Origin of the sequence: Niallia sp. (genome assembly GCF_031978665.1) — a bacterium.
GTDB lineage: Bacteria > Bacillota > Bacilli > Bacillales > Cytobacillaceae > Niallia.
In genome coordinates this window covers 23,474-36,981 of sequence record NZ_DALZDK010000003.1, presented here as the reverse complement: position 1 = coordinate 36,981, position 13,508 = coordinate 23,474, and the positions used below count along the sequence as shown (strand labels likewise).

12 protein-coding genes are annotated in these 13,508 nt (G+C 35.3%); 8 read left to right on the top strand and 4 right to left on the bottom strand.

The features are described from left to right. Positions 1 to 133: 133 nt before the first annotated feature. A complete protein-coding gene (locus RTL21_RS02355; protein ID WP_396954411.1) occupies positions 134 to 1,564 on the bottom strand; it encodes an alanine/glycine:cation symporter family protein in 1,431 nt (476 codons plus the stop codon). A gap of 397 nt (positions 1,565 to 1,961) precedes the next feature. Between RTL21_RS02355 and RTL21_RS02350 the strand changes: the two genes are divergently transcribed. Both RTL21_RS02350 and RTL21_RS02345 read left to right on the top strand, forming a co-directional pair. Then, a complete protein-coding gene (locus RTL21_RS02350) occupies positions 1,962 to 2,576 on the top strand; it encodes a nitroreductase family protein (RefSeq protein ID WP_312092939.1) in 615 nt (204 codons plus the stop codon). 141 nt (positions 2,577 to 2,717) lie between these two features. Beyond that, positions 2,718 to 3,542, top strand: coding sequence for an aldo/keto reductase (locus RTL21_RS02345; protein WP_312092937.1), 825 nt, complete (start codon positions 2,718 to 2,720; stop codon positions 3,540 to 3,542). Positions 3,543 to 3,614: 72 nt separating this feature from the next. Here RTL21_RS02345 and RTL21_RS02340 read toward each other — a convergent pair whose 3' ends face one another. Then, positions 3,615 to 4,337 carry a 3-ketoacyl-ACP reductase gene (locus RTL21_RS02340; protein ID WP_312092935.1) on the bottom strand — a complete coding sequence of 241 codons (723 nt, stop codon included), beginning with the start codon at positions 4,335 to 4,337 and terminating at the stop codon, positions 3,615 to 3,617. A 184-nt stretch (positions 4,338 to 4,521) separates the two neighbouring features. Here RTL21_RS02340 and RTL21_RS02335 point away from each other — a divergent pair, with 184 nt between their 5' ends. From RTL21_RS02335 to RTL21_RS02315, 5 genes are all read left to right on the top strand, one after another. Beyond that, the gene (locus RTL21_RS02335; RefSeq protein ID WP_312092933.1) at positions 4,522 to 4,974 is read left to right on the top strand and encodes a hypothetical protein; all 453 of its coding nucleotides are present in this window, start codon (positions 4,522 to 4,524) and stop codon (positions 4,972 to 4,974) included. Between the two features lie 206 nt (positions 4,975 to 5,180). Further along, complete coding sequence (locus RTL21_RS02330) at positions 5,181 to 6,779, top strand: alpha-glucoside-specific PTS transporter subunit IIBC (protein ID WP_312092931.1); 1,599 nt, start codon at positions 5,181 to 5,183, stop codon at positions 6,777 to 6,779. 10 nt (positions 6,780 to 6,789) lie between these two features. Further along, positions 6,790 to 8,115 carry a 6-phospho-alpha-glucosidase gene (locus RTL21_RS02325; protein ID WP_312092929.1) on the top strand — a complete coding sequence of 442 codons (1,326 nt, stop codon included), beginning with the start codon at positions 6,790 to 6,792 and terminating at the stop codon, positions 8,113 to 8,115. A 105-nt stretch (positions 8,116 to 8,220) separates the two neighbouring features. Continuing rightward, entirely contained in the window at positions 8,221 to 8,991 is a 771-nt protein-coding gene (locus RTL21_RS02320; protein WP_312092927.1) for a MurR/RpiR family transcriptional regulator, read from the top strand. A 6-nt stretch (positions 8,992 to 8,997) separates the two neighbouring features. Then, positions 8,998 to 9,678 (top strand): YdeI/OmpD-associated family protein, encoded by a 681-nt coding sequence (locus RTL21_RS02315; protein WP_312092925.1) that lies wholly within the window; start codon positions 8,998 to 9,000, stop codon positions 9,676 to 9,678. 540 nt (positions 9,679 to 10,218) lie between these two features. Here RTL21_RS02315 and RTL21_RS02310 read toward each other — a convergent pair. Together RTL21_RS02310 and RTL21_RS02305 are read right to left on the bottom strand one after the other, a co-directional pair. Continuing rightward, entirely contained in the window at positions 10,219 to 11,460 is a 1,242-nt protein-coding gene (locus RTL21_RS02310; RefSeq protein ID WP_312092923.1) for an MFS transporter, read from the bottom strand. Positions 11,461 to 11,507: 47 nt separating this feature from the next. Continuing rightward, positions 11,508 to 11,981 (bottom strand): hypothetical protein, encoded by a 474-nt coding sequence (locus RTL21_RS02305; RefSeq protein WP_312092921.1) that lies wholly within the window; start codon positions 11,979 to 11,981, stop codon positions 11,508 to 11,510. Between the two features lie 189 nt (positions 11,982 to 12,170). Between RTL21_RS02305 and RTL21_RS02300 the strand changes: the two genes are divergently transcribed. After that, positions 12,171 to 13,448, top strand: coding sequence for an ATP-binding protein (locus RTL21_RS02300; RefSeq protein WP_312092919.1), 1,278 nt, complete (start codon positions 12,171 to 12,173; stop codon positions 13,446 to 13,448). Positions 13,449 to 13,508 lie beyond the last annotated feature (60 nt).

Below are 13,508 nucleotides of genomic sequence, written 5' to 3'. Positions count from 1 at the left end.
ATATGATCCAAAAAGTAAATATATGATCCAACCGAAAGGAGATATGATCCAAAAACCAAATTTATTCCCAAAACAAAAGCCAGACTGCCAATATGGCAGCCTAGCCCAATTATCCATAAATCAATTGAAATTCTTAAACAACCTCTTTAATCGACTCTTTCTTCCTTAACGGCCAAGCCTCTACTCCTTTTAGCCCCTTAATATCATTTCGATAGAAAACAGGTTCTTTTCCGAGTTTTCGTTGTTTCATATAATGATCAAGTGCTTTAAAGGCGATTGGTCCGAGAATCGCAATAGCGACTAAGTTAACAAGGGCCATAATTGCCATCGTAAAGTCAGCTAAGTCCCATACGATTTGCAGATTCGCTACTGCGCCAAACATTACCATCCCAAGAGCTAATACTCGATAGAAGTTTAGGAAAAACTTACTTTTACTAATAAACGGTAAGTTCGCTTCGCCGTAGTAGTAGCATCCGATGATGGAAGTGAAGGCAAATAGGAATATCGCAATACCTAAAAATAATCCACCCCATGAGCCAAAGTGCTCTGCCATCGCTGCTTGCGATAACTCAATGCCTGTTAAACCTGATCCGTATGCATCAGAAGTTAGGATAATAAAGGCAGTTGCAGAACAAACGAGCAAAGTATCAAAGAATACACCAAGTGCCTGGATAAATCCCTGTTTTGCTGGGTGAGATACAGATGCAGTCGCTGCAGCAATTGGATCTCCACCAATTCCAGCTCCATTGGAGAATAAACCTCTCTTTACTCCATTCATAATAGCCGCAGCAATTCCACCGCCAACTACTTGTTCCATACCAAATGCACTCTTAAAAATTAATGCTAAAACATGAGGAATCTCAGTAATATTTGTGATTACAACAAAGACTGCAAGGAGGATATAGCCAAAGGCCATAAAGGGAACGATGAGAGATGAAATATCAGCAATACGTTTAATACCGCCAAATACAACTAAGCTAGTAAGGATAACCAAAGCAATACCAGCGATAATGGGACTAATGCCAAAGGAGTTTTCTAAAGCAACAGCAATTGTATTACTTTGTACGGCATTAAAGGTAGTACCATATGAGAGAATCATCATCACAGCAAAAAGTGCACTCATCCACGTTTTATTCAGCTGCTTTTTCATATAGTAGGCAGGCCCACCCTTGTAACGTCCATTATCTTTTGTTTTATAGATTTGTGCCAATGTATTCTCCACAAACGAGCTGGCACTTCCGAGAATAGCTACCATCCACATCCAAAATACTGCTCCAGGTCCTCCAATTGCTAAGGCAATGGCTACTCCTGCAAGATTGCCTGTACCAATTCGAGTACCTGCCCCTACAAAAAATGCTTGTAGAGAAGAAATTTGCTTTTTCTCTGTGTGTTCGAGTGGCCTTTCTTTCACTTTCAGCAAGCGAAACATTTCTTTCACATACCTGATTTGTGCAAATTTCGATCCAATGGTGAAATATATCCCTAGCCCGAGCAGGACGGCTATTAATACATACCCCCAAAGTACCGCATTTCCACTTGCAATTAACGTTTCAATAATATTCACGCAACCCCTCCCAAAAATTTATGGTTTCGATTATCTCGAAAAATATTGGTCCTGTCAAATAATATTGGTCACGATGACTGTCGAAAAAAGGTGATGGATATTTATGGAATATATTCTAACCCTTATTATTAAAGGCATTAGCTAAGTTTGCAAAATAATAAAATTATTATAAAATTTTTTTGTGTGTATGTGAAATAAGCTCAAAAAAGCCCCCTTTTAAGGACAGCATAGAACCTAATTCTATCTGTATGCTTAGTAATTTATTTTGTTAATAAAACTTTTATTAATGGAACTTATGTCACATGGAGAAAAAATAAATCATCATCTTTGACAATCTTCACTTACTAATGGTAAGTTAGTTGTTGTATACAATGAACTAGATAGTTGGAGGAATAATATGTCACAATTAGAACAAGTTATGAAGAGCCGTAAATCAGTTAGAACCTATGATCCTACTTTCAAAATTGATAAAAAGGAATTAGAAGAAATCTTAGAAATAGCGACGAGTGCTCCATCTTCAAGTAATTTACAAGCTTGGAGATTTATTGTTATACAAGATCAAGAAATCAAAAAAGAGCTACGAGCTATTGGAAATAATCAAGCGCAAATTGAGGATTCTTCCGCCATTATTGCTGTACTAGGAGAAACAGAGGCTTATAAAAACGTAGAGGAGATATACGAACAAAATGTTTCCCTTGGATATATGGATCAATCTATTGCAGACAGAACGATTAGTAATACACAAAGCTTATACCCAAATCTACCAAAACAAATATTAGCTCAAATCGCTAGCTATGATGCGGGATTAATTTCCATGCAAATTCTCTTATTAGCGAAAGAGCGTGGATATGATACAGTTGTCATGGGAGGCTTTGATAAAGCAGCGTTTGCAAAGCGTTTTGATTTGCCTGAAAATCAATTTCCGATTACACTCATTGCGATTGGTAAAGCAGCAGCACCAGCTTTCAATACTAGCAGATTACCAATTGAAAAAGTTACAACATTTTATTAATCGAAGAAATTGATACTAGATAGAGGTAAGAGATAATCTTTAAGATTGTCTCTTTTTTGCATGGAGAGAAACCGTTTGTTTTGTAATTTATTTTTCCTAACGCTAAACTAAAAGAGAATTCAATAAAAGGAGTGTGGGAAGATGAATTTTGTTACATTGAATAACGGATTGAACATGCCTCAATTAGGATTTGGAGTATGGCAAGTGCCAAATGAGGAAGCGACTGCTGCTGTTAAGAATGCCTTTAAAGCTGGTTATACTTCCATTGATACAGCGATGGTTTATCGAAATGAAGAAGGCGTTGGAAAAGCTATAAATGAGTCTTCTATCCCTCGTGAGGATTTATTTATTACCACAAAAGTATGGAATAGTGATCAAGGCTATGGGAATACGCTGCGAGCATTTGATGAAAGCCTGGAAAGATTAGGACTTGATTATGTTGATCTCTATTTGATTCATTGGCCAACTCCACAATTTGATGAATATGTTGATACATATAAGGCATTAGAAAGGCTATATAAAGATGGCAGAGTGAAGGCAATTGGTGTTTGTAACTTTGAAATCGAGCATTTAGAGCGCATTTTAAAGGAATGTGAAGTAAAACCTGTTTTAAACCAGGTAGAATGTCATCCGTACTTAGCGCAAAAAGAGCTAAAAGAATTTTGTGCAAAGCATGATATTTTTGTAGAAGCTTGGAGTCCGCTCGATCAAGGGGGAGAGGTTCTTCAAGATGAAGTCATCAAACAAATTGCAGAGTCAAAAGGGAAAACACCAGCTCAAGTAGTGCTGCGTTGGCATTTGCAAAATAATACAATTGTTATTCCAAAATCAGTGACACCATCACGTATTGAGGAAAACTTCCAAGTATTTGATTTTGAATTAACTGATGAGGAAATGAAACAAATTAATGAGCTAAACCGAGACAGACGAAAAGGTCCACATCCAAATGATATGAATAACCGATAATAAAGAAAAGGAAGAAAGATGCTATAAAAATTAGTAGCATCTTTCTTCCTTTTTGCTATGTTCTAGTAACTTCTAGAAAGGATTTGTTCCTATAACAGTAGCTGCTTTTACATAGATTCTTGGGTGTAATTTTAATTGAGAAACAATCAGTTCAGCAATATCTTCTGGCTGCATGTACTTCTCTGCACTGCCTTTAATCAAATCTGTTTGAACAGCTAACTCTGTGGCAACCGTGCTTGGTGTTAAGGAAGTAACGCGAATATTGTTTCTGCGTACCTCTTGTGCCAATGATTCTGTCATTCCAATTAGACCGAATTTAGAAGCACTGTAAGCACTAGAAGTTGCAGCACCATTTAAACCATTTGTGGAAGAAATATTGATGATATCTCCACCATTTTTTTCTATTAATTGTGGTAGAACTGCTCGTGTAACATAGTATGGACCCATTAGATTTACATCAATGATTTTCTTCCATTCTTCAGGATTCATTTCTAAAAGGGACTCGAATTTTCCAATACCAGCATTATTAATTAAAATATCTGCTTTTCCAAGCTCATTAGTTAATGTGGTAATTGCTTGATTTACTTCTTCTAAGGAAGATACGTCAACAGAAACATAAGCAGCTTTGACCCCAAGTGCTTCTACCTCTGTGACTACTTCTTTTAACGCTTCTTCTGTACGTGCAAGTAAGCCAACATTTACTCCTTCATTTGCTAATGCAATCGCTACAGCTTTGCCGATACCTCTTCCAGCACCTGTAATAAATGCAACTTTTCCTTTTAAAGTTTGTGCCATTTATAAGCAACTCCTTCTAAAAAATTGATTTCTCTTCAAATATACTTTTCTTATTTTATGATTTTCTGTAACCATTAGCAAGAAAGCCGCTTAGCGTAAAAGATTCTTTCCTTTTTTCGTTGTATGGGAGAAGAAAAACAAGGATAATAAAATCAAATTGTTCCCACTAAAAGGAGGATTATCTATGTCGTTTTCTTTGTCTCCTATAGGTTTTGTTCTTGCTATTGGACTTCTTCTACCAAATATCCTGTTTATTATCTTTGTTCCGCCGAAAAATATACCAATTAAAACGAAAAGCACCCCATGGATCTTTAATTTTTTTGAAAGATTAGGACAAATAGGCTGCCTATTTCTATTAACTATTACTACTAATCCAGTAAATGTAATAGATAGTTGGTTGATTCTATCCTTTCTTTTTCTCCTTTTGTATTATCTTCTTTGGATAAGGTATGTAAGAAATGACCGAGAGTACCGCTTTTTGACTAAGTCATTTCTGTTTGTACCAATCCCATTAGCAATCCTGCCTTGTTGTATTTTTTTCACAACAGCTATTTGGGGGCATTCTATTTGGTTAGGAATAGCAGCTATTGTTTTTGCAATTGGTCATTTGAAAATAAGTTGGGATAGTGTTGAATGATTACTTCGTGTTCTTCTTTCTTATTTATTTTCAATTAGTCTATTATTCTTTTGTTTATGGGAATTTTCCCGTTAGTTGGGACGTTTATCTATAAATGATAGCGTTTACCTAAGTGCTTGAGTATTATTGAAACTGCTTTCATGCGATGTTTAAATATAAGTAGAAGTGAAAAAATACTGAAAAATAATTAAAGAGGGGTGATTCATATGATGCAAAAGCTTCAACGGTTTGGAGGAGCGATGTTTACACCAGTACTTTTATTTGCATTTTCGGGTATTGTACTTGCCATTACTATTATGTTAAATAATCCTCAAATTGTCGGAAGTATAGCAGATGAAGGTACCACATGGAATAGTATCCTAACTATTTTGGAAAATGGAGCATGGACAGTATTTAATCAGATGGAATTGCTTTTTGTAATAGGTATTGCACTTGGATTAGCTAAAACAGCTAATGCAAGAGCTGTAATGGAAGCAGTTGTTGTGTATCTAACTTTTAATTATTTCCTTTCAGGTATATTAGAATTTTTTGGACCAACATTCGGTGTTAATTTTAGTCAAGACGTTGGCAGTACAAGCGGAATGAAGCTCATTGCTGGAATAAAAACATTGGATACAGGAATTATCGGAGCTATTCTAATTTCGAGTTTAACTGTATGGCTTCATAATAAGTATTTTGAAAAGAAATTACCAGAATGGCTTGGGATTTTTCAAGGGTCTGCTTACGTTGTCATTCTTGGTTACTTTATGATGATTCCAATGGCAGTTGTTGTTGCTTGGATCTGGCCGATTGTTCAATCTGGAATCGGTTCCCTTCAAGGATTTTTAGCAAGTTCGGGAACATTCGGTGTTTGGTTTTACCATCTTTTTGAGAGGGCGTTAATTCCAACAGGGTTGCATCATTTTATTTATACACCGTTTATGTTTGGGCCAGCTGTTGTCGAAGAAGGTATCGTCAAATATTGGATGGGGAATCTTGGCAGCTTTGCACAAAGCACGGAATCATTAAAAACAATGTTTCCAGCGGGTGGCTTTGGACTATACGGAAATTCCAAGATGTTTGCAGCACCAGGTATTGCATTAGCTATTTATTTCACGGCTAAGAAGGAAAAAAGGAAGAAGGTAGCAGCTCTTCTAATCCCGGCTACCTTAACAGCTGTGTTAGCGGGGATTACTGAACCACTAGAATTCACTTTCCTCTTTGTTGCGCCAGTGTTATTTGCCGTGCATGCTGTACTTGCGGCTACTTTATCAGCAGTGCTATATACTTTCGGTGTAGTAGGAGATATGGGTGGCGGATTGATTGAAATAATGTCGAAAAACTGGATTCCGTTATTCGGTAATCATTGGGATGTTTATGTAGTTCAAATTGTAATTGGGTTAATTTTTACCGGTATTTATTTCTTCGTTTTCCGATTTCTCATTCTGAAGTTTAACTTTGCAACACCTGGAAGAGAGATGGATGATAAAGAGGTTAAATTATATAGAAAGAAAGATTATCAAGAAAAGAAAAAAGGCACGGAAAAAGATGAGGTCGCAGCAACTGTTGTGGAGAACAGTTATAGAGAAAAAGCCGAGATATTTCTTCATGCTTTAGGTGGAACAGAAAATATTGAAACGATAAATAATTGTGCAACAAGATTAAGAATTAGTGTAAAAGATCCAACTCTAGTGATGCCTGATATAGCCTTTAAAGAAGGTGGGGCCCATGGTGTTGTAAGGAGTAATAAAGGAATTCAGGTAATTGTAGGTTTATCAGTACCTCAAGTAAGAGAAGAATTTGAAAAATTGAAAAATGAAGAATAGGAGAGAGAATATGAAAAAATTTTCAATTACAGTTGCAGGCGGAGGAAGTACTTTTACTCCAGGGATTATATTAATGCTTCTTGAAAACTTAGATAAATTTCCGATTAGACAAATTAAATTTTATGATAATGATCAAGAGCGTCAACAGCAAGTGGCAGATGCGTGTGAAGTAATTATCAAAGAAAAAGCTCCTGAAATTTCTTTCTTAGCAACAACAGAACCAGAGGAAGCTTTTGGTGATATTGACTTTGTGATGGCGCATATTCGTGTAGGAAAATATGCAATGAGAGAAAAGGATGAAAAGATACCATTAAAGTATGGCGTAGTTGGTCAAGAAACATGTGGTCCTGGAGGAATTGCCTACGGAATGAGATCCATTGGAGGCGTATTAGAAATATTAGATTATATGGAAAAATATTCGCCTAATGCATGGATGTTAAATTATTCAAACCCAGCTGCCATTGTTGCAGAAGCTACGAGAAAATTGCGACCTAATTCAAAAATCCTTAATATTTGTGATATGCCAATAGGAATAGAAAATCTGATGGCAAAGATAGTAGGACTCCCATCTAGAAAGGATATGACTATTCGCTATTATGGATTGAATCATTTTGGCTGGTGGACAGATATTCGTGATAAAGAAGGAAATGATTTAATGCCAAAATTGAAAGAACATGTAAAAGAATATGGCTATGATTTAGCAAAAAATGAAGGGCAGCATGCAGATGAAAGTTGGCAATCTACTTTTAAAAAAGCAAAAGATGTGTATGCGGTTGATCCAGACACCTTACCTAATACGTATTTAAAATATTACTTCTATCCTCAAGACGAGGTAGCGCATACTGATCCTACCTATACTAGAGCGAATCAGGTTATGGATGGTAGAGAAAAATTTATCTTCTCTCAATGTAATAGAATAGCAGAATTAGGTTCTACAGAAGGTTCAGAGTTAGAAATAGATGAACATGCTTCCTATATCGTAGACCTAGCGCGTGCAATCGCATATGATACTCAAGAAAGAATGCTTTTAATTGTCGAAAATAATGGAGCAATCCAAAATTTTGACCCAACGTCAATGGTCGAAGTTCCGTGTATCGTAGGCGTGAATGGTCCTGAACCATTAGCACAAGGAAATATTCCAAGATTCCAAAAAGGATTAATGGAGCAACAAGTAGCTGTAGAAAAATTGGTAGTGGAAGCTTGGGAAGAACATTCCTATCAAAAGTTATGGCAAGCCATTACCTTATCTAGAACAGTACCAAATGCTAGAGTAGCTAAACAGATATTAGATGATTTAATTGAAGTGAACAAAGAGTATTGGCCAGAGCTGAATTAAAGAATAGGAAAAAGAGTGTTAGCTAGCACTCTTTTTTTCTATTTTAGAAATGTTTTCTCAATAATCGCTTATCCCTTATAATAAATATAAGGGAGGAAATTGGTTATGCTTAAAGACTTAATGAATAAATATTATGATGTTTTATCTGAAAATGATTTATATGTCATAAACTATGTCCTCAACCATATAGAAGAATGTAAGAAAATGAGCATTTTAGAGTTGTCCGACGCATGCAATATTTCCAAGTCTTCTATTCTAAGAATGACTCAAAAATTAGGCTTTAGCGGTTATAGTGAGTTTAAGTATTTTTTGAAAAATGAGCCTAAACAACTTGAGACTAATCTAGATTATTTTACTATGCAAATAAAAGAAATAGAGATGACGAGAAAGCTATATAAAAATATTCATACAGAAGTGATTTATGAGCAGATTAGCAAGGCAGATACAATATATGGATTTGCTAGTGGCTGGGGACAAAGAAATGCATTGGATGAAATGTCCCGGCAATTTATTTCCAATGATAAGAAAATATACATTATACCTGCAGAAACAGAATTTGATTTTCTTCTATCCAAAATGAAGCAAACAGATCTAGTAATAGTTATATCTTTAAGTGGAGATGCTAAGAATATAGTAGGCCAATTAAGACAATTGTCCATGAAATCCATTCCTACACTGTCCATCACTTCTTTTAATAACAACCATCTAGCAACATTATCTACATATAATATATATTATGAATCATTTGAGTTAGGTCAGCATTTTGATATTGAACATAGATCCTTGCTTGGATTATTTACTGTTATTGATTCTATTTATAGAGGGTATTTAGATTATACAATTAGAAAGAAAGAGGAGAAAGATTATAAGAGGTGATTAATGATGTCAAAAACAATTGTTGATAAATTAAATTTAAAAAAATATAAAAAAATTGCAATACTAAATAAACCAAATGAAACGGATTATTTTCCAGGATTGGAAGAGTATGATACCGAGCTTCAAAACAAATATGATGCTATATTCGCATTTGTACTTGATATGGATGAAATGCGAGAACTAGTCGAAAAGATTATCCGAAACGAATCCTTAAATAAGAAGGGGTATATCTTTTTAGCATATCCGAAAAAAGGAAATAAAGTTTATCCCACTTATATTCACCGTGATGAACTATTTAAAGGCTTAAATACAGATTCAGAAGGTTATGTTGGGAAAAGTACGATAAAGTTTGCTCGAATGGTTGGGTTGGATGATGTTTTTACAGTGATTGGTTTAAAAGAGGAAGAAAAAAACAAGAAAGAAACTGTCTCCTCAAAAGCAAGCCAGCGTGTAGATGATTATATAGATAAAATCCGAGATATTGAAAATGATTTAACAGATTCTCCAAAGCTACTAGCTTTTTATCAATCCCTAACACCAGGGTATCGGAAGGATTGGGCGCGATATGTATATAGTGCAAAGCAAGAAGAAACAAGAGAAAAAAGGAAAGCAGAGATGATGGCCATTCTTTCGTCTGGGTATAAGAGTAGAGATTTATATCGGCGAAATCAGGGCAGCGGAGAATAAGCTAAATTGCGAAGATCGGTGTTGTCATAAAATATCAACTATTTTTCATTACTTTAAAAGAGGCGTGTTTTCTTTGTGGGAACACGCCTCTTTGGTTTTTGAATTTTTATAGTCTCTCTCATAAGTAATTGATGAAGGAGACTAAGGGCAAGTATATGTACTTTTTTTCCCTTAAAGAATAGGTATGTTTTGAAAGCTGTATTCATAGTTTAGTATAAAATAAATAAATTTTTCAAAGGAGATGGATCTTATATTGAGCATTGCTAGATTTGCAGATCGCTTTTGGGATGGCGTGACTCTGACTTATGTAAACCATAAAGGAATCATTTATCCTTATCTCGCTTTTTTGATTACAGCTTTTCTCTTTGAAATATTTCTCACAGTGCTAATAGGTGTATCTATATATTTCTTCTATCATTGGGGATATTCTCCAAACTTTCTTTTTTACATTGGATGTTGCTTGGTCATCCTGCTACTAACCATAACAATAATTACAATAAAGTCTATTTTTTTCAAGATCAAATCTGCATCAAACAGCTATTAAATAATCTCTTTCTTCTTGCGTAAATAATAGTATAAAAGGACACAGCAAATGGAGCAAAGTAAGGATAGTAATGCAATAAATCCATAGCCTGCCTGCTGTCCAATGACACCGTTATCCGTATAGAATAAACGATTTATCCCATCTATAATAACTCCAATCAGCAGGTTTCCGAGTACACTTGCAATTCCCATCAATGTAACCGTAAAGGTAATGGCAGTACCAGTTCCCTTTGGATATCTTTTTGCTAGCAATGCCATGACAGTTGGATAAATGGGGGCGATGCCGATTCCTGCAATTGCAAAAAGAATAGCTCCTTTTTCTCCAACGATAATGCCAGCAAAACTGCAAATACCAGAAAAAGCAGCAAAAATCATGATAGACAGTGTATAGCCTATTTTATCTGTTAATGGACCAAGTAATAGTCTAGAAAGCATAAAAAATAGGAAAAACATCGATAGCATACCTGAAGCTGCTTCTACATTCCATGAATACGCTTTAATTAAAAAGTTAACTAACCAGCCTCCAACCGCTAGTTCAGATACAACGCCAAAGGAAAGAATCATGACGATAAGCCAGGCAACGGGATCTCGTAGTAAAAAACGATAAGAAACAGTCTCGTTTTCATTTATTTCTTCTTCTGGAAATTTACCGAAAAAAGAAGGAATAATAGGCAAAAGTGCTAATAACAATACAATAAAATACATCCCTCGCCAGCCTAATTCTCCCCCAGCGATTGTCCATTTCATCATCCAAGATGCCATTATCGGTGCCACCATGGAGCTTAAGCCATAGAAAAAGTGTGCAAGGTTCATCATAAAGCCCGTGTTTTTCGTGAAAATACGAGCAGCCATAATCCCAAGTCCAATTTCCAGCATCCCATTTCCAATGTATAAAAGGAAATAGGAGGAAGAAAGTGCAAAATATTTTTCAGAGAAATAAAGACAAATTCCAGAGAGAACCATTGATGCAAAAGCGATAATGCCGGTCCATTTAATGCCAATTTTATTTGCAAGGGCAGCTGTAAATGTACAGGCAATTAAATAACCTAGGGAGTTTATAGCAAGCAAAAATCCTATTTGCGACTCACTTAAAAGGAAATCAGCCTGAATAATAGGAATGGCGGGTCCTTTGACATTCTCTGACAAACCGAAAATAAGGAACCCGCCAAAAATGATAACAAGGAGAAGATAGTAATTAAGCTTTGATTGTTCTTTACTAGAAGCATTTAAGTGATCCATAGGCATCCTTCCTAACAATGAAATAATAAAAAGTTTCTACAAAACTATTATTTATGATAGCGCGATTGACGAGAGGACAGGTTGTTAGTATCATCTTCCTGTGAACTACTGTTACTGTCCGATTGATTGCTTCTTTTTGGAGAAATTTTTTTAATTCCCTTAATAAATAAAGTAATTACTAGATATATTCCGAAAAAAAGTAGAAATCCATTAATTCCTGCGACTGCATCTGCAAACTCCATATTTCCCCGTCCCGTAATCCCTTGTTGGATTTCAATGGCAAATACTAATACGAGGATGAGCGTAAAAGTATAAATGAAGGAAATGCTCTTAATGCTCCATTTTGCTAAGCGTTTAAAGATAAATTGAACAATAAAGTAGGCAATAATCCCAATGATACCAATAATCCATAAATGTAAATCTTTGTCTGTAGCTTGCCAGCCAAGAATAGCGGCAACTTCCATAATAATATCGTGAAGAATATTAACAATTTCAGCTATGATTTTAAAAATTTCTACCATTTTTACCTCTTTTTTATAAAGTTTCTTTTATTAAATTATACTTGACGATTGGAAATAAATAAAATAAGTAATCTATTATTCTATCATTGAAATGCACTTCAAGTTAATGGGTAAAAATGTTAAGATAGGAGAAAAGGTGTTCATCAAAACGAACGCGTATGGAAATTATATATTAAAGGGGCAATGACCGTGCTGCTTTGGAATCGTAATAGACAAATACGGGGACAAATTACATTAGTATTAATCTCTGTATCCTTTACTACTTATCAATTTGTAATTAATCATGATCCTTTTTTCACCATCGATTTTTTCCTGTTTACGATATTAGCATGGATTGTTGGCTGGAGATATGATCTGTCCAAATACTATGAAAAGAAAGCAAAGGATAGTGAAGAAAGTTATCGTCTCCTAATGGATTCGTTACCTGAATCCATATTCATCCAATCACAAACAGACGATAGGTTGATTTATGTCAATCATGCAGCTGTTAAAATGATGGCAGCAACGAGTAGAGAAGAACTAATCAATAAGTCATTTGGAGAATTTGTTTCGGCAGATTATATAGAACGCTGGAAAATGAGAGTAAAGATAGCAACGAAAAAAAAGAAACCACTCTCCCATAGTGAATATAAAATGAAACGCATGGATGGAAGTATTTTTTTCTATGAAGCATCTTGTTTAGCGGTTAAGCTAAATGGCAAAAAAGCAGTATTGTCTATCGGAAAGGACGTTACGGTTAGCAAAGAAGAAACAATGAATTTACTGCAGAAATCGGAAAAACTAGCGATTTTGGGAGAGATGTCTGCAGGGATAGCGCATGAAATAAGAAATCCCCTTACATCGATTAAAGGATTTATTCAGCTTTCTAAATCAGAAAATCCTCAAAATAAATATTTTGAGATTGTATTGTCAGAGATTGAAAGAATTAATGGCATTGTTGGAGAATTGCTTTTTCTCGCTAAGCCTACAGCTGATGTTTTCTTAGTTAAAGATATTCGCAATATTATTGAAGATGTGGTTACATTAATACATACTCAGTTGAGTTTACATAACATTCAGATTAAAGAATTGTATGCATGGGATATGCCGATGATTTTATGTGAAGAAAAGCGACTAAAGCAAGTGTTTATTAATCTTTTGCAAAATGCTATTGAAGCTATGCCAAAAGGTGGCCATATCTCGATAAGGGGGACGTCCATAGGAGATGGCAATATATCGATTGAAATCATTGACCAAGGAGTAGGTATTCCTAATGAAAGAATTTCTACACTTGGAGAACCGTTTTATACAACGAAGGAAAAAGGGACAGGCCTTGGTTTAATGACCTGTTATAAAATAATTGAAAGTCATAATGGAAAATTGAGTTTTCAAAGTGAAGTAAATAAAGGAACCAAAGCAACGATAATCTTTCCAGCCGCTACACAGGAAACTTTGCTGGGGACAGCCCTCCATTCGTTTAAAGTATGAAGAGATAGCTGGGAATAAGATAATTGTGCCCCCCACTGAATTGGGGGGATATTGTGAGGG